The 20,599-nt window shown below is 56.1% G+C and carries 16 protein-coding genes; 10 read left to right on the top strand and 6 right to left on the bottom strand.

What is annotated here, in order from left to right; all coding sequences use genetic code 11:
- The first annotated feature begins 269 nt into the window (after window positions 1-269).
- Genes fhuA through fhuB form a run of 4 tightly spaced genes read left to right on the top strand, consistent with a single transcriptional unit; the run spans window position 270 to window position 6,177 of the window.
- A complete protein-coding gene (gene fhuA, locus EBC_RS05605) occupies window positions 270-2,465 on the top strand; it encodes a ferrichrome porin FhuA (RefSeq protein WP_013200828.1) in 2,196 nt (731 codons plus the stop codon).
- Between the two features lie 48 nt (window positions 2,466-2,513).
- Window positions 2,514-3,308, top strand: coding sequence for a Fe3+-hydroxamate ABC transporter ATP-binding protein FhuC (gene fhuC / locus EBC_RS05610; RefSeq protein ID WP_013200829.1), 795 nt, complete (start codon window positions 2,514-2,516; stop codon window positions 3,306-3,308).
- A gap of 8 nt (window positions 3,309-3,316) precedes the next feature.
- Window positions 3,317-4,201 (top strand): Fe(3+)-hydroxamate ABC transporter substrate-binding protein FhuD, encoded by an 885-nt coding sequence (gene fhuD / locus EBC_RS05615; RefSeq protein ID WP_013200830.1) that lies wholly within the window; start codon window positions 3,317-3,319, stop codon window positions 4,199-4,201.
- Window positions 4,198-6,177, top strand: a complete 1,980-nt coding sequence (gene fhuB / locus EBC_RS05620) for a Fe(3+)-hydroxamate ABC transporter permease FhuB (protein ID WP_013200831.1) — start codon at window positions 4,198-4,200, stop codon at window positions 6,175-6,177. The genes fhuD and fhuB overlap by 4 nt, the downstream gene beginning before the upstream one ends.
- Window positions 6,178-6,287: 110 nt before the next feature.
- Here the strand turns inward: fhuB and hemL are convergent, their stop codons facing one another.
- Window positions 6,288-7,571: a glutamate-1-semialdehyde 2,1-aminomutase gene (gene hemL, locus EBC_RS05625; protein WP_013200832.1), complete on the bottom strand. Its 1,284-nt coding sequence runs from the start codon at window positions 7,569-7,571 to the stop codon at window positions 6,288-6,290.
- Between the two features lie 171 nt (window positions 7,572-7,742).
- Here hemL and clcA point away from each other — a divergent pair, with 171 nt between their 5' ends.
- The 3 genes from clcA to EBC_RS25695 all read left to right on the top strand — a co-directional run bounded on the left by clcA (window position 7,743) and on the right by EBC_RS25695 (window position 9,996).
- Entirely contained in the window at window positions 7,743-9,182 is a 1,440-nt protein-coding gene (clcA, locus tag EBC_RS05630) for a H(+)/Cl(-) exchange transporter ClcA (protein WP_013200833.1), read from the top strand.
- An 89-nt stretch (window positions 9,183-9,271) separates the two neighbouring features.
- Window positions 9,272-9,616 carry an iron-sulfur cluster insertion protein ErpA gene (gene erpA, locus EBC_RS05635; protein WP_041691911.1) on the top strand — a complete coding sequence of 115 codons (345 nt, stop codon included), beginning with the start codon at window positions 9,272-9,274 and terminating at the stop codon, window positions 9,614-9,616.
- Window positions 9,617-9,783: 167 nt separating this feature from the next.
- Window positions 9,784-9,996, top strand: coding sequence for a hypothetical protein (locus tag EBC_RS25695; RefSeq protein ID WP_157868005.1), 213 nt, complete (start codon window positions 9,784-9,786; stop codon window positions 9,994-9,996).
- Window positions 9,997-10,046: 50 nt separating this feature from the next.
- Here EBC_RS25695 and btuF read toward each other — a convergent pair whose 3' ends face one another.
- Both btuF and mtnN read right to left on the bottom strand, forming a co-directional pair.
- Window positions 10,047-10,844 carry a vitamin B12 ABC transporter substrate-binding protein BtuF gene (btuF, locus tag EBC_RS05645; protein WP_013200835.1) on the bottom strand — a complete coding sequence of 266 codons (798 nt, stop codon included), beginning with the start codon at window positions 10,842-10,844 and terminating at the stop codon, window positions 10,047-10,049.
- Window positions 10,837-11,535, bottom strand: coding sequence for a 5'-methylthioadenosine/S-adenosylhomocysteine nucleosidase (mtnN, locus tag EBC_RS05650; RefSeq protein WP_013200836.1), 699 nt, complete (start codon window positions 11,533-11,535; stop codon window positions 10,837-10,839). Before mtnN ends, btuF begins: the two co-directional genes overlap by 8 nt.
- Before the next feature lie 120 nt (window positions 11,536-11,655).
- On the opposite strand from mtnN, the gene dgt reads away from it, so the two are divergent.
- The 3 genes from dgt to EBC_RS05665 all read left to right on the top strand — a co-directional run bounded on the left by dgt (window position 11,656) and on the right by EBC_RS05665 (window position 16,095).
- Window positions 11,656-13,161 (top strand): dGTPase, encoded by a 1,506-nt coding sequence (dgt, locus tag EBC_RS05655; RefSeq protein ID WP_013200837.1) that lies wholly within the window; start codon window positions 11,656-11,658, stop codon window positions 13,159-13,161.
- Between the two features lie 145 nt (window positions 13,162-13,306).
- Window positions 13,307-14,764: a serine endoprotease DegP gene (gene degP, locus EBC_RS05660; protein WP_013200838.1), complete on the top strand. Its 1,458-nt coding sequence runs from the start codon at window positions 13,307-13,309 to the stop codon at window positions 14,762-14,764.
- Window positions 14,765-14,937: 173 nt separating this feature from the next.
- Complete coding sequence (locus EBC_RS05665; protein ID WP_013200839.1) at window positions 14,938-16,095, top strand: CdaR family transcriptional regulator; 1,158 nt, start codon at window positions 14,938-14,940, stop codon at window positions 16,093-16,095.
- Between the two features lie 131 nt (window positions 16,096-16,226).
- Here the strand turns inward: EBC_RS05665 and EBC_RS05670 are convergent, their stop codons facing one another.
- The 3 genes from EBC_RS05670 to glnD form a co-directional block, all read right to left on the bottom strand.
- The gene (locus EBC_RS05670) at window positions 16,227-16,619 is read right to left on the bottom strand and encodes a DUF3461 family protein (protein WP_013200840.1); all 393 of its coding nucleotides are present in this window, start codon (window positions 16,617-16,619) and stop codon (window positions 16,227-16,229) included.
- Window positions 16,620-16,944: 325 nt separating this feature from the next.
- A complete protein-coding gene (gene dapD / locus EBC_RS05675; RefSeq protein ID WP_013200841.1) occupies window positions 16,945-17,769 on the bottom strand; it encodes a 2,3,4,5-tetrahydropyridine-2,6-dicarboxylate N-succinyltransferase in 825 nt (274 codons plus the stop codon).
- Between the two features lie 114 nt (window positions 17,770-17,883).
- A complete protein-coding gene (glnD, locus tag EBC_RS05680) occupies window positions 17,884-20,529 on the bottom strand; it encodes a bifunctional uridylyltransferase/uridylyl-removing protein GlnD (RefSeq protein WP_013200842.1) in 2,646 nt (881 codons plus the stop codon).
- Between the last annotated feature and the right edge of the window lie 70 nt (window positions 20,530-20,599).

Raw genomic sequence — 20,599 nt, forward strand, 5'->3', positions numbered from 1 at the left:
TCATGATGAGCCGGCTTTTTTTATGCCTGTCAGATCGCGCTGGGCCTGAATGATCACCGGTAAAAGATCATAACTCGGCTCTTAGACGCAACATCGTGTTCAACGCGTCATTTCCCACACTTAACATGCGGTTATTCCTCAGCCAAACGGCCTGTCAACCGGGCATTTCTTCTTGCAGAAACGCCGCCAGTTCGCATATTATCCAATCGTTATAATAATAATTCTCGTTTACGTTTACATTCAATCAATCTCATTCAGAGAAATGCTAAATGGCTACTTTGTCTTTTGATCGTTTATCTTTGCCAGTGAATACCTCAAAACGTCGTCTGGCTCTCCTTGTTGCAATGACGATTTCCTCTTCTGCTTATGCTGCCAATGAACAAACCTTGACGGTTAGCGCCGATGCAAACAGCACCGCGCCGCAAGAAAGTGCCTGGGGACCCGCCCCAACCATCGCGGCTAAGCACAGTGCCACCGGCACCAAAACCGATACGCCGATCGAAAAGAATCCTCAGTCTGTCTCCGTGGTGACCAGCGAAGAGATGGCATTGCACGGTGTGAGTACCGTCAAAGGGGCGTTCAACTATACGCCTGGCGTGCTGACCGGTAACCGCGGTAGCTCCAATGTGATTGATGCGCTGTCGATCCGTGGCTTCAGCGAAACCAATACCAACCAGTATCTCGACGGTTTGAAACTGCAGGGTGATAACTACTCTGAGTTTGCCATCGACCCTTACTTCCTGGAGCGCGCTGAGTTGCTGCGCGGCCCGGCGTCCGTGCTGTATGGCAAAAGTAATCCAGGCGGCGTGGTTGCCCTGGTCAGCAAACGCCCAACGACCGAAACCCTGCGCGAAGTCCAGTTCAAGATGGGCACTGATAATCTGTTCTCTACCGGGTTTGACTTCGGTGGCGCGATTGATGACGCGGGTGTTTACTCCTATCGTCTGACCGGCCAGGCCTGGAGCCAGGATGCGCAGCAGGATATGCAGAAGGAAAAACGCTATACCATCGCGCCTTCCTTTAGCTGGCAGCCGGATGCCAACACCAACTTCACCCTGTTAACCTATTTCCAGAACGAGCCGCAAACGGGCTACTACGGCTGGTTGCCTCGTGAAGGCACCGTGGTGCCGATTACCGACGCCAACGGCCGCTCGCAGAAGTTGCCAACTGATTTTGATGAAGGCGAGGCCAGCAACAAGATCTCCCGTAACACCAAAATGATTGGCTATAACTTCTCGCACAGCTTTAACGATACCTGGACCGTGCGTCAGAACCTGCGCTATGCCGACCTGCGTACCGACTATCGCAGCATCTATGGCAACGGCTTTGACGCAACCAACAACACCATTACCCGTGGTGTGGCGCTTTCTGAAGAAACCTTGAATCAGTTTGCTGTGGATAACCAGGCGCAGGCCAAATTTGGCACCGGCGATGTCGACCATACCCTGTTACTGGGCGTGGATTACCAGCGTACCCGTAACGACATTGACGGCAACTTTGGTTCCGCCGCGCCGCTGAGCGCTCTGAACCCGCAATACGGCAATGATGCTTACGCCCTGAATTTCCCTTACCAGTATCTGAATAAGCAGGAACAAACCGGCCTGTATGCGCAGGATCAGATGGAGTGGGATCGTTGGGTAATGACGCTGGGTGGCCGCTACGACTACGCCATGACCTCAGCCCTTAACCGTAACGGCAATACTGAAACCAAAAATCACGATCAGGCGTTTACCTGGCGTGGTGGTTTGAACTATGTGTTCGACAACGGTGTGGCGCCGTATTTCAGCTACAGCGAATCCTTTATTCCGACCTCTGGAACCACTGCCGACGGCCAACCGTTTGATCCTTCACGGGCTAAACAGTATGAAGCCGGTGTGAAGTACGTTCCGAAAGATCGCCCAATCGTGATCACCGGTGCGGTTTATCAGCTGACCAAAACCAAGAACCTGACGGCCGATCCAGACAACGTCTTATTCAGTAATCAGGGTGGCGAGATCCGTTCTCGTGGTGTTGAGCTGGAAGCGAAAGCCGCGGTTAATGCCAATGTTAACGTCACGGCCGCTTACACCTACACCGATGCGGAATATACGCACGACACGCTGCTGCAGGGTAAAACGCCGGTGCAGGTGCCTAAGAACATGGCGTCACTGTGGACCGATTATACCTTCAATGAAACCTCGCTCTCAGGCCTGACCGTTGGTGCCGGCGTACGTTATGTTGGTGAAAGTAAAGGGTTGTACAGCAGCGGTGACAAGGCGAATCAGAACTTTAACGTCGCCAGCTACACCACGGTTGATGCGTTAGTGAAATACGATCTCGGCCGCTTTGGTCTGCCGGGCTCTTCCCTGGCGGTTAACGTGAATAACCTGTTTGACCGTGATTACGTTGCCAGCTGTTATCGCGACTATGCCTGCTATTGGGGCGCGGAACGCCAGGTCGTTGGAACAGCGACCTTCCGTTTCTAATCTTTAAATCGGGCGCGGTTCGCCGCGCCCACCAATCAGAAGACCGCTATGTCTCATCCGCACGCTACAGAAACAATCTTCTCGCTTAATAATGCCTCGTTTACCGTCCCGGGCAGAACGCTGTTGCAGCCGCTGTCACTGACCTTTCCTGCCGGGAAAGTCTGTGGCTTGATTGGCCACAACGGCTCCGGGAAATCGACGCTGTTAAAGCTGCTTGGCAGACACCATCCGGCCACAGAAGGCCAGGTTCTGCTGAACGGTAAAACGATTTCAGAGTGGCAAAGTAAAGCGTTCGCCCGTGAGGTGGCCTATTTGCCGCAGCAGCTTCCGCCGGCTGAAGGTATGACGGTGCGCGAGCTGGTGTCGATGGGGCGTTATCCCTGGCATGGCGCGCTGGGCCGGTATGGCGCAGAAGATCGTGAGCGGGTCGAGGAAGCGATTACGCTGGTTGGACTTAAGCCTTTTGCTCAACGCCTGGTAGACAGCCTCTCCGGCGGGGAGCGTCAACGTGCCTGGATAGCGATGCTGGTGGCACAAAACAGCCGCTGCCTGTTGCTGGATGAGCCGACCTCGGCGCTTGATATCGCCCATCAGATTGAGGTGCTGGCGCTGATCCAACGTCTGAGCCGTGAGCGCGGACTGACGGTGATTGCCGTCCTGCACGATATCAATGTTGCCGCTCGTTACTGCGACCATCTGGTGGCGTTGCACAGTGGTCGGGTGATTGCCCAGGGCGATGCCATTGAGATTATGCAGGCCGATGTGCTGAACAAAATTTATGGTATCCCGATGGGGATCCTGCCTCACCCTAACGGCGGTGCGCCGGTGAGCTTCGTTTACTAAGGGTTTCCATGCCGGACTTAATTCGCCGACGCCTGCTGATGGCGATGGCACTTTCCCCGTTGTTGCCAGCCTTGCGAACGCAGGCTGCCGCCTCTGTCGACACGCAGCGCATTATCTCGCTGGAGTGGCGGCCGACGGAGCTGCTGATGGCCCTCGGCGTGCCGCCGATGGGTGCCGCTGAACTCTACAACTACGGTCTTTGGGTGGGTGAGCCTGCGCTGCCGGCTTCGACGGTGGATGTCGGGCTGCGAACCGAACCGAACATCGAACTGATGATTCAGATGAAGCCCTCGTTGCTGCTTTACTCCTCTGGCTATGGTCCTTCTGTCGACACCCTCAACAAGATTGCCCCAAGCATGGGGTTTGCCTTCAGTGACGATCGCGGCAAGCCGTTGACCGTCGCCCGTGAGTCGCTGATGCAGCTCGCCAGGCGGTTAGATCGGGTGCCTGTGGCACAGAAGCACCTCGCGGAATATGACGACTTTACCGCGCAGATGAAAAATCAGCTGTCCTATCGGCCAAAACGCCCGGTGCTGTTGATGTCGGTACTGGATCCCCGCCACACGTTGGTGTTTGGCAAAGGCAGTTTGTTCCTGCAGGTCATGGGCGATCTGGGGCTGGAAAATGCCTGGCAAGGCGAAACTAACTTCTGGGGCAGTGCGGTGATTGGTATTGAACGCCTGGCGTCGATTGCTGAAGATGTGGACGTGGTCTGCTTCGATCATGGCGAGGATCTGATGATGGCGCAGGTGACGTCGACGCCGCTGTGGCAGTCGATGCCTTTCGTGCGCAAAAATCGTTTCCACCGCGTTCCTCAGGTGTGGTTCTACGGCGGCACGCTGTCTGCGATGCGCTTTAGCCGGCTGTTGAGCAGTGCACTGGTGACCGCATGAAAACCACACTGCGTTTCCCATTCCTCCTGCTGACCGCCCTGTTGCTGGTGACCGCCGGACTGACCTTTTACAACCTGAACCAGCATTTACCCGTCGCGCAATGGCGCGAGGCGTTCTATTCAGCGGATCCCGATCGCGTGGATCAGATGGTGTTTCACTTCAGCCTGCTGCCACGGCTGACGCTGTCTCTGCTGGTTGGCGCGGGGTTGGGGCTGGTCGGTTTGCTGTTCCAGCAGGTGCTGCGCAACCCACTGGCCGAACCCACCACGCTGGGCGTGGCGACCGGCGCACAGCTGGGCCTGACGGTGGTTACCCTCTGGAGCCTGCCCGGTGGCCTGTTTACCCAGCAGATCGCCGCGATGGTCGGCGCGATTGCCGTCGGACTGATCGTGTTTGGTATCGCCTGGGGCAAACGCCTCTCGCCGGTGACGCTGATCCTCGCCGGACTGGTGATGTCGCTCTATTGCGGCGCGGTGAATCAGATCCTCGGGCTGTTCAATCACGAACGGCTACAAAGCATGTTTCTGTGGAGTACCGGCACGCTGAATCAGATGGACTGGCACAGCGTCAGCTTTATCTGGCCGAAGCTGCTGGTGGGCTTTGTGCTTTCGCTGCTGCTGCTGCGCCCAATGGCGTTGATGGGACTGGATGACGGCGTCGCCAAAAATCTGGGACTGGCCTTATCGGCTGCCCGGCTTGGCGTGCTGGCACTGGCGATTGTGCTGAGCGCACAACTGGTCAACGCCGCAGGGATCATCGGCTTTATTGGCCTTTTCGCGCCCCTGTTGGCAAAAATGCTCGGTGCCCGGCGCCTGTTGAGTCGGCTGTTACTGGCACCGCTGATTGGCATGTTGCTGCTGTGGCTGGCCGATCAGATCGTGATTTGGCTGACTGATAACTGGCAGGAAGTCTCTACCGGCACCGCAACTGCGCTGATTGGCGCGCCGCTGCTGCTGTGGTTACTGCCTCGTCTGAAGACGGCGGGGACACCGCCATCGACCAGTTATGGCGACCGCGTGCCGGCCGAGCGCAATAATGTCTGGCTGTGGGCGGCCATCGGCGGCGGCGTGCTGCTGGTTCTGTCGATTGTGGCGTTAAGCTTCGGTCGCGATGCTCAGGGCTGGAGCTGGGTGTCCGGCGATCTGTGGCAACAGCTGCTGCCGTGGAGAATGCCGCGTCTGGTCGCCGCCATCGCCACAGGCATGATGCTGGGCGTGGCGGGATGCATTGTCCAGCGTCTGACCGGCAACCCAATGGCCAGCCCGGAAGTTCTGGGGATCAGTTCCGGCGCGGCTTTTGGCGTGGTGGTAATGCTGTTCCTGGTGCCTGGTGATGCCTTCGGCTGGCTTCTGCCGGCGGGAAGCCTGGGAGCGGCGGTGACGCTGCTGATTATTACGGTGGTTGGCGGACGCGGCGGATTCTCGCCCGAGCGGATGCTGCTGGCGGGAATGGCGCTGAGTACCGCTTTTGCCACGCTGCTGCTGATGCTGTTAGCCAGTGGCGATCCACGCATGGCGAACCTGATGACCTGGATCTCCGGGTCGACCTACAGCGTTGATGCGGCGCAGGCGTGGCGCACGGTGATAATCACCGTGGTGCTGTTGGCCCTGGTGCCACTCTGCCGCCGCTGGCTGACGCTGCTACCACTGGGCGGAGAGACCGCCCGTGCGCTGGGTGTGGCGCTGAAACCCTCGCGCTTTGCTCTGCTGCTGTTGGCGGCCGGATTAACCGCGGCGGCGACGCTGACCATTGGTCCGCTGAGCTTTATCGGTTTGATGGCGCCGCATATTGTCAGAATGCTGGGCTTCCGCCGCGCGGTGCCGCAGGTGGTCATGGCCGCGCTGATGGGCGGGGGGTTAATGGCGATAGCGGACTGGAGTGGTCGGATTGTGGCCTTCCCGAACCAGATCCCGGCAGGGCTGCTGGCGACGTTTATCGGCGCACCTTACTTTGTTTATCTGTTGCGTAAGGTGTGAGGGCAAAAACCCGCCGCTAAAAAAAACGCCAGACGAGTCATCGTCTGGCGTTTTTTTATGGGCAACGTGCTATCCGCTGGGCGGAAGCACGTTGGTCAGCGCGAACGCGATCAGGCCAGTTTAGCGAAGCACCGGCGTGCCGCATCTACTGTGCGTTCGATATCCTGCTGGCTGTGCGCCAGAGACATAAAGCCCGCTTCGAAGGCCGACGGTGCCAGATACACGCCTTCTTCCAGCATCAGATGGAAGAACTTCTTGAAGCGCTCGACGTCACACTCAGTCACGTCCTGATAGCTGGTCACTTCTTTCGCCGACGTGAAGAACAGACCGAACATGCCGCCAACGTGGTTCATCACCAGCGGGATCCCGGTCTCTTTCGCTGCCGCCAGCAGGCCGTCCGCCAGTTGCGTGGTCAGCGCGGTCAGCTTGTCGTGGCTGCCAGGCTTGGCAATTTCGCTCAGGCAGGCAAAACCCGCCGCCATAGCAATCGGGTTGCCGGACAGCGTTCCCGCCTGATACACCGGGCCAGTCGGCGCCAGCGCTTCCATCACGTCACGGCGGCCACCAAAGGCGCCTACCGGCATGCCGCCACCGATAATTTTTCCGAGGCAGGTCAGATCGGGCTTCACGCCGTAATGCGCCTGAGCGCCAGCCAGCGCCACACGGAAGCCGGTCATCACTTCATCAATGATAAACAGCGCACCAAATTCGTCGCACAGCGCACGCAGGCCTGGCAGGAAGTCAGCATGTGGTGGAATGCAGTTCATGTTGCCGGCAACCGGCTCAACGATGATACAGGCGATTTCGTGCGGGTATTGCTCAAAGGCCGCGCGCACCGAATCCAGATCGTTGTAGGTACAGGTCAGCGTATGCTTGGCGAAATCCGCAGGCACGCCCGGAGAATTCGGCTGGCCGAGGGTTAACGCACCTGAACCGGCTTTTACCAGCAGGCAGTCAGCATGGCCGTGATAGCAGCCTTCGAACTTGATGATCTTGTCACGGTGAGTGAAGCCACGCGCCAGACGGATGGCGCTCATGGTCGCTTCAGTCCCTGAGTTCACCATACGCACCATGTCCATGGTGGGCACCAGGTCGGTGACCAGCTTCGCCATCTTCACTTCCATCTCGGTCGGCGCACCGAAGCTCAGGCCGCGTTGGGCCGCTTCAATCACCGCATCACGGATGGCAGGATGGTTATGACCCAGCACCATCGGGCCCCAGGAGCCGACGTAATCGACGTACTCTTTGCCATCGGCATCATATAAGTAAGCGCCGTCAGCGCGTTCAATAAAGAGCGGTACGCCGCCAACGCCGCTAAACGCGCGCACCGGGGAATTCACGCCACCGGGAATTAGTTGCTGCGCCTGAGCATACAGATTTTCAGACTTACTCATGGTTCCGCTCCTGAGGATGCATTAAGAAAAACCCGACCATTCTAAGGGAACATGGGGGGCGGATAAAAGGCAAGTCGCGCTTTTGACACGATTAGAGAGGAATTTTCCCCGGGACATCGCCACGCAGCGGAGTAAGATATTGGCCTGCCTTTACTGAACAATGAACAGGATATGAACGAAACGACGTCATCTACTGAGCAGTTGAACACCGTACCGGCGCGGCGGGGCGACTTTTTACGCCTGCTGCTGCGCAAGGATAAGACACCCGCTGCGGTGTTGATTGTGGCGGGTATTGTTGGCACCCTGGCGGGCCTGGTCGGGGTGGCGTTCGAAAAGGCCGTCAACGCGGTGGTCAGCCAACGCCTGTCGATGCTGGCCACGGTGGAGAAGCACTGGGTGCTGGTGTTCCCGTTAGCGTTCATTCTCTCTGCGCTGCTGGCGATGGTGGGTTACTACCTGGTCAGGCGCTTTGCGCCGGAAGCCTCAGGTTCTGGCATCCCGGAAATTGAAGGCGCGCTGGAAGAGTTACGTCCGGTTCGCTGGTGGCGCGTGATCCCGGTTAAGTTTGTCGGCGGCATGGGCGCGCTGGGTGCGGGCATGGTGCTGGGGCGGGAAGGGCCGACCGTTCAGCTGGGCGGGAATATCGGCCGCATGGTGCTGGATATTTTCCGCATGAAAAGCACCGAAGCCCGCCACTCGTTACTGGCCACGGGCGCGGCTGCCGGACTGTCCGCCGCGTTCAACGCGCCACTGGCCGGCATCCTGTTTATTATCGAAGAGATGCGGCTGCAGTTTCGCTACAGCGTTATCTCGATCAAGGCCGTTTTTATTGGCGTCATCATGTCGAGCATTGTTTTCCGCATCTTCAACGGTGAAGGCGCGGTAATTGAAGTCGGCAAACTGGCGAATGCACCGGTGAATACGCTCTGGCTCTATCTGCTGCTGGGAATGCTGTTCGGTGTGGTCGGCGTGCTGTTTAACACGCTGATTTTCCGCACCCAGGATATGTTTCAGCGCCTGCATGGCGGCAACATGCGCAAAGTCCTGATTATCGGCGGCGTGCTGGGCGGTATCTGTGGCGTGTTGGGCGTGATTGAGCCAGAAGCGGCGGGCGGGGGCTTTAACCTGATCCCGATTGCCGCAGCCGGAAATTATACCGTCGGCATGCTGCTGTTTATCTTTATCACCCGCGTAGTCACCACGCTGCTTTGTTTCGGCTCCGGCGCGCCGGGCGGTATTTTTGCCCCGATGCTGGCGCTGGGCACGCTGCTCGGCACGGCGTATGGCATGGCCAGCGCCTCTCTGTTTCCGGCCTATCATCTGCAGGCCGGTACGTTTGCCATTGCCGGAATGGGAGCGCTGTTCGCCGCTTCGGTGAGGGCGCCGTTGACCGGGATCGTGCTGGTTTTGGAAATGACCGACAATTATCAGCTTATTCTGCCGATGATTATTACCTGTTTAGGGGCAACCTTACTGGCACAGTTTCTTGGCGGCAAACCGCTCTATTCCTCACTTCTGGCGCGGACACTGGCAAAACAGCAGCAGAAAGATGATGAAAAAGTGGCAGCACAGAGTGCCACGCAGGCGGCAGTGAAAACGGCGGATACTTGATTGCTATACTTGTGTATAAGATAATGATGCGATAGATGGTCGATTTATGACCTGGCAGGCAACCGCCTGAATGCATACTGGAGTATTAAATGAGTGACGATATAGCTCTGCCCCTGCAGTTTACTGAAGCAGCGGCCAGTAAAGTCAAAAATCTGATTTCAGACGAAGAGAACCCGGATCTGAAACTGCGTGTGTATATCACCGGTGGTGGCTGCAGCGGTTTCCAGTACGGCTTTACCTTCGATGATAAGATCAACGATGGCGATATGACCATTGAGAAAGCGGGCGTGTCGCTGGTTGTAGATCCGATGAGTCTGCAGTATCTGGTTGGCGGCGCAGTCGATTACACCGAAGGCCTTGAAGGCTCCCGGTTTATTGTGACCAACCCGAACGCGAAAACCACCTGCGGCTGTGGTTCTTCGTTCAGCATCTGATGATGTTGCCCCGGCGCCTTAAGCCGGGGTTCCTACCATTCTACCGTAATCAACTTCGACGCTTCCCGGTCCCGACTCTTTGCAGAGAGTACCGTTTCAGTCACTTTTGGCTGGGCCGATAGCTGCTGGCCGCAGTTTACTGAGGGTGAGTTTGCTGGTGTCGTGCTTTGCCCGTCAATGTGACATTGCGAGTAAATGGTCAGTTTGACCCCAATGCTGCCCGTTATGGACGCAGCACAGGCATGACCAGCCATCATAAGGCCAAGGGCCAGATAAACGGCTTTCATTGTATGTTCTTTCCTGGTGAAGAAAAATCAGGGCTTTCGCCTAAAAATTGGGCAGCGAGAATAAAATATTTCGCCGCCTCGTTATTTGATTAACGACAAATTTTGTTGAAACTTTAACCGGCTTTGATGCGGTTTTTAAGGTTTCAGGGTTTTTGCTCTGGATGCAGTTGGCTGCACAATTGTTGAGCTGCCAGCATAATACGGGGTCCGGGGCGGCTGAACCAGTCATCATTAACAATAATCACCGGTACCGTTAATTGCGGACGCCAGAAGTTTTCGACTTCTGCGGGCGTTGCCTCTCCTCCCGTCACAATGACGTCGGGTTTACGCATCAGCACCTGCTCGCGGCTCACCTGCGGCCAGGCGACCCGACTGTCAGCAAAGATATTCTCCCCACCACACAGCTGCAAAATCTCATTCTGTACCGTTCTGCCCGAGGCGGTGAACAGAGGATGCTGACCAAACTGTAAAAACACCTTCTTCTTTGGCAGGCCGGCATAGCGACGGCTCAAGGTTTGCTGCTGCTGAAGCAGGCTATCCGCGGCCGCATTGGCCTTCGCCGGATCGGGGCTCCAGTTCTTAAGCTGCCGCAGGTTGGCTATCACTTCAGAAACGCGGGTGGCGTCAATCCACACGACTTTGACGCCAAAGGCGCTGAGTTGATCCACCTGACGGCTGGGATTGCCGCTGCGCCAGGCCAGCACCACATCAGGCTTGAGGGCCAGAATGCGTTCGGTATTAATGCCCTGCCAGTTTGCCACTTGCTCAATGTGCGTCGCGGCAGGCGGATAATCGGACCAGGCGCTGACGCCAACCGGGGTAATCCCGGCAGCGAACGCCAGTTCTGTCAGGTTGGGGGCCAGGGTGACCACCCGGGGCGATGCCGCTGCTGTGGCAAAACAGGCCAGCAGCAGCAGACAGGCGAAGAAACGCTTAGCCACGTGACAAATTGGTCAGCAGGGTTTCTACCATCAGAGAGGATTGTTTTGCCGCGACCACCAGGAATTCATCAAAGCTCAGGTGCGATTCTTGATCGGCCACGTCGGAAATGGCACGAACCACTACAAACGGCACGTCGAACTGATGGCAGACATGGGCAATCGCCGTGGCTTCCATTTCGACACCGATAGCATCTGGGAAGGTAGAGCGAATGCGCGCCAGCGGTTCAGCACCATTAATGAACGCATCACCACTGACCACCAGACCACGAACCGCGTGCAGGCCGAGTTGTTTAATACAGGCTTCAGCCGCTTCAATCAGTTTTGCATCCGCAGTGAAGGCCGCCGGGCAACCCGCCATCTGACCTGGCGCATAGCCAAAGGCAGTCACATCCGCATCGTGATAACGCACTTCATCCGACACCACGATGTCGCCCACTTTCAGTGAAGGCGCCAGCCCACCCGCAGAGCCGGTGTTGATAATAAAATCGGGTTTGCAGAGTTGCAGCAGCAAGGTCGTTCCGAGCGCGGCAGAGACTTTACCGATGCCCGATTTCAGCAGCGCAACCTCAACGCCATTGAGCGTCCCGGTATAAATTTCGCAGCCTGCCAGCGTCAGCGTTTGACGGTTTTCAATCTTGTCGCGCAGCAGAGTCACTTCCTGCTCCATTGCACCAATAATGCCTGCTTTCATAGGGATACTCGCTAATGTTGTGGAATTAATCTGTGGTTTCGGCGCATAGTCTATCATGGCAGGATGAAAGGCATCACGCGTACCAGGCTTGAATCTGGTGCCGGACAACGGGAAGCAGGCATGACCGAAATCGACTTCAGAAAAAAGATCAATTATCAGCGCCGTTATCGCCCGATGCAGGGAATGAAAGACGAGCATGAGATTCTGCGTATTTTTGAGAGCGACCGCGGGCGCATTATCAATTCGGCGGCTATCCGCCGCTTGCAGCAGAAGACCCAGGTTTTCCCACTTGAACGCAATGCCGCCGTTCGCTCAAGGTTGACTCATTCCCTTGAAGTGCAACAGGTTGGACGTTATATCGCCAAAGAGATCCTGACCCGTCTGAAAGAGTCAGGACAGCTGGAAAATTACGGTCTGGATCAGCTAACCGGTCCGTTTGAAAGCATCGTTGAAATGGCCTGCCTGATGCACGATATCGGCAATCCGCCTTTCGGCCATTTTGGTGAATCGGCGATCAATGACTGGTTCCGTCAGCGGATGGATAACGATTTTCTCCCGCCAGACGATCGCGCAGACCGTTGTGAGCCGGAAGTCCTGCGCTATCAAACCGATGGCTTTAACGATCTTCGTGCAAAGATTCGTCAAGATTTATCCCAGTTTGAGGGAAATGCGCAGGCGATCCGCATGGTGCATTCGCTGTTAAGAATGAACCTGACCTGGGCACAGGTGGGCTGTATTTTGAAATATACCCGTCCGGCGTGGCACAGAGGAAAAATTCCGCCAGGCCACGATTATCTGATGAAAAAGCCGGGATATTATCTGGCGGAAGCAGAATACGTCGCCAGATTACGCAAAGAACTGGATCTTCAACCGCACTGTCGCTTTCCATTGACCTATATCATGGAAGCCGCGGACGATATCTCTTATTGCGTGGCCGATCTTGAGGATGCGGTTGAAAAAAACATTTTCAGCGTTGAGCAACTTTACGAGCACTTATATGCATTATGGCCGAGCCACAAGCCGAATGATTTATTCAATTTAGTGGTAACCAACGCGCTGGATAAATCCAGAAGTTCCCAAACCAGCCGCAGCAGTGAAGATCAGTTCTTTATGTATTTGCGGGTGAATACGGTTTCCCGCCTGGTGCCACATGCGGCCAGCCGCTTTATTGATAATTTGCCGGAAGTCTTTGACGGGAAATTCAATGGCGCACTGCTGGAAGATGGGAATGCCCAGAGTCAGTTACTGGAAATTTTCAAAAAAGTTGCCTTTCGTCATGTGTTTAACCATCCTGACGTTGAACAGCTCGAGCTGCAAGGCTATCGTGTGATCAAAGGGCTGTTGGATATTTATCACCCTTTACTGATGCTGAGTCAGGACGAATTTTCCGAACTGATCGAAAAAGATTACTTAAAAGGCTATCCGATTGAGACACGCCTTTTCCATAAATTGTCGACGCGCTTTCGTCTGGCATATAGTGAGGCCGTGGGTCGTCTGGATAATCGCGCGGGCGATATCGCTATCTGGGAATATTATTACCGGGCGAGAATGCTGCAGGATTACGTCAGCGGAATGACGGATTTATATGCATGGGATGAGTATCGCCGCCTGATGGCGGTGGAATAACGTTTACGCCCGGTTGAATTGTAAAGCCAGAGAATAAATATTTACCTTTGGCTGAAACTTTTTCATGAACTTAGCGTTAAAACGTGAATCTCATCATCACGACCACAGCAATGGTTGCATAATTGGACACTAGAGAAACAGACGCATGAAAAAAACACTTTTAGCAAGCGCGTTGGCTCTGAGCCTGGGAATGGCGATGACCCCGCTGGTTGCTTCCGCAGCCGAAACCGCTTCTTCCTCCAGCCAGCAGCTGCCAAGCCTGGCTCCGATGCTCGAAAAAGTGATGCCCTCCGTTGTGAGCATCAATGTTGAAGGCAGTACCACGGTGAAAACGCCGCGTATGCCACAACAGTTCCAGCAGTTCTTCGGTGATAACTCGCCATTCTGTCAGGACGGCTCGCCATTCCAGAGCTCTCCGATGTGTCAGGGCGGCGGTGCGCAGGGCCAGGGACAAGACCAGGGCCAGGATCAGGGCGGAGCCGGAACCCAGCAGGAGAAATTCCGTGCGCTGGGCTCGGGAGTGGTGATTGATGCCGCGAAAGGCTATGTCGTGACCAATAATCATGTGGTCAACAATGCTACCAAAATCCAGGTTCAGCTGAGCGACGGCCGCAAATATGATGCGAAAGTCATCGGCAAAGATCCAAGTTCAGATATTGCGTTAATCCAGCTAAAAGATGCCAAAAACCTGACGGCCATTAAGATTGCTGATTCTGACGATCTGCGTGTGGGCGACTACACCGTGGCGATCGGTAACCCGTATGGACTGGGTGAAACGGTCACCTCCGGGATCGTTTCTGCATTAGGACGCAGCGGCCTTAACGTTGAAAACTACGAAAACTTTATTCAGACCGATGCCGCAATCAACCGGGGTAACTCCGGCGGCGCGCTGGTCAACCTTAACGGTGAACTGATCGGTATCAATACCGCGATCCTCGCACCGGACGGCGGCAACATCGGCATTGGCTTCGCTATCCCAAGTACCATGGTGAAAAACCTGACCGCGCAGATGGTTGAATATGGCCAGGTGAAACGCGGCGAGCTGGGCATCATGGGTACCGAGCTGAACTCCGAGCTGGCGAAGGCGATGAATGTCGATGCCCAGCGTGGGGCGTTTGTCAGCCAGGTTCTGCCGAACTCTTCCGCTTCTAAAGCGGGCGTGAAGGCGGGTGACGTGGTGACGTCGATCAACGGTAAGCAGATCTCCAGCTTCTCCGCACTGCGTGCGCAGATTGGATCGCTGCCGGTGGGCACCAAAATGTCGCTGGGCTTGATCCGTGACGGTAAGCCGGTGACGGTGAACGTTGAGCTTCAGCAAAGTACTCAGACCAAAGTGGAATCGGCAACGATCTACACCGGCATTGAAGGCGCCGATCTGAGCAACTTTGACGAGAAGGGCACCAAAGGCGTTAAGGTCGATAACGTGAAGGCCGGCTCTGCCGCTGCACGCATTGGTCTGAAGAAGGACGATGTGATCCTCGGCGTTAACCAACAGGCGATTGCGAATCTTGGCGAACTGCGCAAGATCCTCGATACCAAACCTTCAGTACTGGCGCTGAATATTCAGCGTGGTGACAGCACAATCTACCTGCTGATGCAGTAAACCCTCAGGTGCCGGCGACCGTCGCCGGCACCGCTTTATGCCCGCGTTAATCCCTTCTCTTTGTGATGCTCCCCGCAATTTTCACAGACTAAACGCCGCTTAGTGCAGATGCACAATGTACCGTCGGTATTGCACAGGTATGCTGACTGAATAACGCTTTTCAGGAGCAGTGAATGGCTACCTATCATCTCGATGCCCGCCTGGCACAGGACATTGTCGCCCGCACCATGCAAATTATTGACAGCAATGTCAATGTGATGGATGCGCGTGGCCGCATCATCGGCAGCGGTGACCGCGAACGTATTGGTGAAATGCACGAAGGCGCGCTGCTGGCGTTATCGCAGGCGCGCGTGGTGGATATCGACGAAGGCGTGGCGAAACATCTGCACGGCGTTCGGCCCGGCATCAATCTGCCGATGCGCATCGACGGCGATATTGTTGGCGTCATCGGTCTCACCGGCGCGCCAGAAACCTTAAGGCATTATGGCGAGCTGGTCTGCATGACCGCGGAAATGATGCTGGAACAGGCCCGCCTGCTGCATATGCTGGCGCAGGACAGCCGTCTGCGAGAAGAGCTTGTGCTGAACCTGATCCGCAGCGACACGCTGTCGCCCGCGCTGGTGGAATGGGCGCAGCGTCTTCGCATCGACCTTAACCAACCCCGGGTTGTGGCGGTCGTTGAAGTGGACAGTGGCCAGCTGGGCGTAGACAGCGCAATGTCGGAACTGCAGCAGCTGCAAACGCTGCTGACCACGCCCGAAAGGGACAATCTGATTGCCATAGTTTCCCTGACCGAAATGGTAGTGCTCAAACCGGCGTTTAACGCCCATGGCCGCTATGACGCCGACGATCACCGCAAGCGGGTGGAGCTGCTACAGTCACGCATGACCGAAAGTGGCCATCTGCGGATGCGTATCGCCTTAGGGAATTTCTTCACCGGGCCGGGCAGTATCGCCCGTTCGTACCGTACCGCGCATACCACCATGGTGGTGGGCAAGCAGCGGATGCCCGAGCAACGCAGCTATTTCTACCAGGACCTGGTGTTACCGGTACTGCTCGACAGCCTGCGTGGAGGCTGGCAGGCCAATGAGCTATCTTTGCCGCTGGCGAAACTCAAGTCGATGGACAACAACGGATTGCTGCGAAGAACACTGATTTCCTGGTTCAGCAATAACGTCCAGCCGTCGGCGACCGCTAAAGCGTTGTATATCCACCGTAATACGCTGGAATACCGTCTGAACCGCATCTCTGAGCTGACCGGGCTTAACCTGAGTAATTTTGACGACCGCTTGCTGTTGTATGTTGCGCTGCAGCTTGATGAACAGCCTTGAGTGAGAGAAGAGCAGGGAAGGATTAAGCGGAAGACGTTGCGACGTGACGCGTAGGGATACTGCGGAAGGGGATATTTCAGGCATAAAAAAGGCGGAGAGATCTCCGCCTTTCTGTTGCAGAATGCCGGGAATTAACGGCCGCTGCGGGTCAGCTTTTCCAGATCGGATTCGATCTCGCTGATTTTGTTGGAAACCACGTGCTCCAGATGGCGCAGGTCTTCCAGAATTTTACGTTTCAGATCCACTTCAACCTGGTCGCGCTGGCAAATCTGGTCCAGCTCATCAATCACATAACGCAGGTTCGGGCTGATTTCCTGAATTTCTTTGTAACCCTGGCTGGCGTTATCGGCCACCACGGTTTTGCGCTGACGTGGGTATTTAAACTTCACGCTCTTGGCAAAGAACTCGCCTTTATCCTTACGGAAATAGATTTTCAGGATGTCGTTACTGGCTTCCTGACGCAGGCTGTAACGGTCGATGTCGTCAGGAGAAGAGATGCCCAGACCTTTCAGATTGTCATACATAATGTCGTGTTCCTTTGCGGGAGATTGTCGATTCGGCTGCGCGTTACAAATCCGGCGTTAACCCTGCATGCCTGTGCTTGCGTAATGCATGTACGCTGCGGTGGCAGTGCCTGGTCGCGATGTCTTTGCTGAGCTCGCTCATCCCGTACTCAAGGTGAAAACTGTGAAATCTGGAGGCGATGGGGGAGCGTCTGTGCGCTTAACGGCGCGGATTATCGCTCAGTTGTTGCGCAATAGCATCAGTTATTTCGATGCGCGAAACAGGTAGTTGCTGGGGGAAGTGTAAAGAAAAGATTACGGGCCACTGAAGGTGGCCCGGATGACGTTAGTCGATAGTGCGCAGCAGCTCGTTGATGCCGACTTTCGCGCGGGTTTTCGCGTCCACTTTCTTCACGATAACCGCACAGTACAGGCTGTAGCTGCCGTCTTTCGAAGGCAGGTTACCTGAAACGACAACAGAACCTGCTGGCACGCGGCCATAGGTCACTTCGCCGGTTTCGCGATCGTAGATTTTGGTGCTCTGGCCGAGGTACACGCCCATGGAGATCACCGCGCCTTCTTCAACGATCACGCCTTCAACCACTTCTGAGCGTGCGCCGATAAAGCAGTTATCTTCGATGATGGTTGGGTTAGCCTGCAGTGGCTCTAGTACGCCACCGATGCCCACGCCGCCAGACAGGTGAACGTTTTTACCAATCTGCGCACAAGAACCCACGGTCGCCCAGGTATCCACCATTGAGCCTTCATCAACATACGCACCGATATTGACGTAAGACGGCATCAGCACGGTGTTACGGGCGATATAGGCACCCTGACGCACGGCGGCGGGTGGCACAACGCGGAAACCTTCTTTCTTGAAGCGCGCTTCATCGTAGTCAGCAAACTTCATCGGAACTTTGTCGTAGAAACGGCTTTCTGCACCGTCAATCACCTGATTGTCATTGATGCGGAACGAGAGCAGCACGGCTTTCTTCAGCCACTGATGCGTCACCCACTGACCGTCGATCTTTTCTGCGACACGCAAGGCACCGCTGTCCAGCAGGGCGATAACCTGGCTGACCGCTTCGCGGGTGACGGTGTCGGCGTTAGCGGGGGTGATCTCAGCGCGACGCTCGAAAGCGCTCTCAATAACATTCTGTAATTGTTGCATTAATTCAGATTTCCTGTGTCAAATCGTGTTCCAGGTGCGGGAAGGTTGCGCGGTTTTCGGCTGGCCGAATCCGCTCACTCTGCCCCACAAGGCGTGTTAAAAATTAAATCTGGGTCACACTTTATCGTTTGGATTAAGGGCCTCTGTCAACCGTTGTTGCAACACTTCACGCAATTCCGGACTCAGGGCACGACGTTCGCTGTTCGCCAGAATAAACAAATCCTCGACGCGTTCGCCAATGGTGCTGATGCGTGCGCCGTGCAGCGAAACACCGAGATCGGCGAACACTTCACCCACTCTGGCAAGCAGCCCAGGTTGATCCAGCGCGATCAGTTCCATATAGGTTCGGCGATCGGTATGGGTCGGTAAAAATTTGGCTTCAGTATCGACACTGAAATGCTTGAGCCGGGATGACTGGCGGCGCGGACGCGGTGACTGCCAGCTGGTCTGACTGATGGATTGCTCCAGCGCCTGGCGGATCATTTCATGGCGATCGGCAGCCAGCGGACTGCCATCCGGTTCCAGAACGATAAAGGTGTCCATCGCCATGCCATCACGGCTGGTGAAGATCTGCGCGTCATGCACGCTGAGGTTCCGTCGGTCCAGTTCTCCGGCTACCGTGGCAAACAGGTATGGGCGATCCGGACTCCAGATAAAGATCTCCGTGCCGCCTCGGGTTGCCTGCGGGCTGACCAGCACCAGCGGTTTGGTCAGATCGTGATTCATCAGATGGCGCGCGTGCCACGCCAGCTGGTTTGGCGTGTGACGCAGGAAATAGTCGGCACGGCAGCGTCCCCAGATATGGTTTAACGCCTGCTCATCGATATTGTCCATCCGCAGCAGCGCCAGCGCCTGCAACCGGTGATGACGTACCCGTTCACGCAGGTCAGGGCTGTTCTCCATACCCCGACGCAGCTGTTTCTCGGTGGCGAAAAACAGTTCGCGCAGCAGGCTCTGTTTCCAGCTGTTCCACAGGTTTTCGTTAGTGGCGCAAATATCGGCAACGGTCAGGCAAGCCAGGTAACGCAGGCGATTCTCATTCTGCATCACTTCGGCAAATTGCTGGATCTCGGTCGGATCCTGAATATCCCGACGCTGAGCGGTGACGGACATCAGCAGATGATGGCGAACCAGCCAGGCGACCAGCTGGGTTTCACGGGAATTAAGCCCGTGGAGTTCGGCAAATTCCAGCGCATCCTGCGCCCCGAGAATGGAGTGATCGCCGCCACGTCCTTTCGCAATATCGTGGAACAGCGCGGCCATCAGCAGCAGTTCAACCTGTGGCAGGCGCGGCCAAATCTCAACACACAGCGGATGACGAGGACGCGTGGCTTCACTGGCGAAACTTTCCAGCTTTTGCAGCACGCGAATGGTGTGTTCATCAACGGTATAGGCATGGAACAGATCGAATTGCATCTGTCCGACAATGTTGGCCCACTGCGGCATATACGCCCACAGCACGCTGTGGCGATGCATCGGCACCAGCGCCCGGCTGACGGCTCCCGGATGACGCAGGATGGCAAGGAACAGCTGACGCGCTTCCGGAATGTTACACAGCGGCTCCTTCAAATGGCGACGCGCATGCCTGAGCTGGCGCAGCGTCGTTGAATAGATGCCGGTGATACTTTGCGTACGCACCATGACGTAGAACATCCGCATGATTGCTTCCGGCTCGCGGGCGAACAGCGTTTCATCAATCAAATCGATCAGCGATCCACGGACCTGGAACTCATGGTCAATGGCGCGGGGTTTTTCATCGGTGCCCAGCGCCAGAATCGCCTCATCAAACAGCTGCAACAGCATATGGTTGAGCTCGCTGATGCGGCGGGTGACGCGGTAAAAATCCTTCATCATCCGTTCGACCGGCTCATTCACCTCGCCCTGATAATTCAGGCGTTGAGCCACGGTCAGCTGACGATCGAACAACAGGCGGTTGTCGTAGCGCGGCAGCGTCAGATGCAGGGCAAAACGGATGCGCCACAGGAACGTCTGGCACTCGTTAAGCTCATTACGCTCCACGTCGGTCAGGAAGCCAAAACCGACCATCTCATCCAGCGAGGTGGCGCCGAAATGGCGGCGGGCCACCCACAGCAGGGTATGAATGTCGCGCAGGCCACCGGGGCTGCTTTTGATGTCGGGTTCGAGGTTATAGCTGGTGCCGTGATAGCGCAGGTGGCGCTCCTGCTGCTCCTCAATTTTGGCGGCAAAGAAGCGGTCAGACGGCCAGAAGCCATCGCTGAAGACGTTCTTTTGCAGCTCGAGGAACAGCGCCACGTCGCCAGTCAACATGCGGGACTCAATCAGGTTAGTGGCCACCGTCAGATCGGACAGACCTTCCAGCAGACACTCTTCCAGCGTGCGCACGCTGTGGCCGACTTCCAGCTTCAAATCCCACATCAGCGTCAGTAATTCGCTGGTGCGTTGGGCATCCTGTTCGGAGAGCGGCAGGCGGCTGAGGATCAACACATCAATATCGGAAAGCGGGTGCAGTTCACCACGACCATAGCCACCTACTGCCACTAACGCGATGCCGTCCTTTTCCGGGAAGCCATAAAAGCGCCACAGGCGTCGCAACAGGCGGTCAATAAACAGTGTGCGTGCATCAATCAGCGCTTCCACCTCTGCGCCAGCATCAAACTCGATGGCCAGCAGCTGATGAAATTGCTCAAGGTGTTGTTTGAGGGATTCGCGGGTCAACTCCGCATCAGCCCAGTGGGCAGGGGAGCCAGACTTCTTGTAATCCTTGAGGGTTTTGGTCACGCCAGTGCTCCTGCTAAATGCTCTGCGAGTCAGAATAGGAAAAATCAACACTGACAATAGCGCCAGCACC

Origin of the sequence: Erwinia billingiae Eb661 (assembly GCF_000196615.1) — a bacterium.
GTDB lineage: Bacteria > Pseudomonadota > Gammaproteobacteria > Enterobacterales > Enterobacteriaceae > Erwinia > Erwinia billingiae.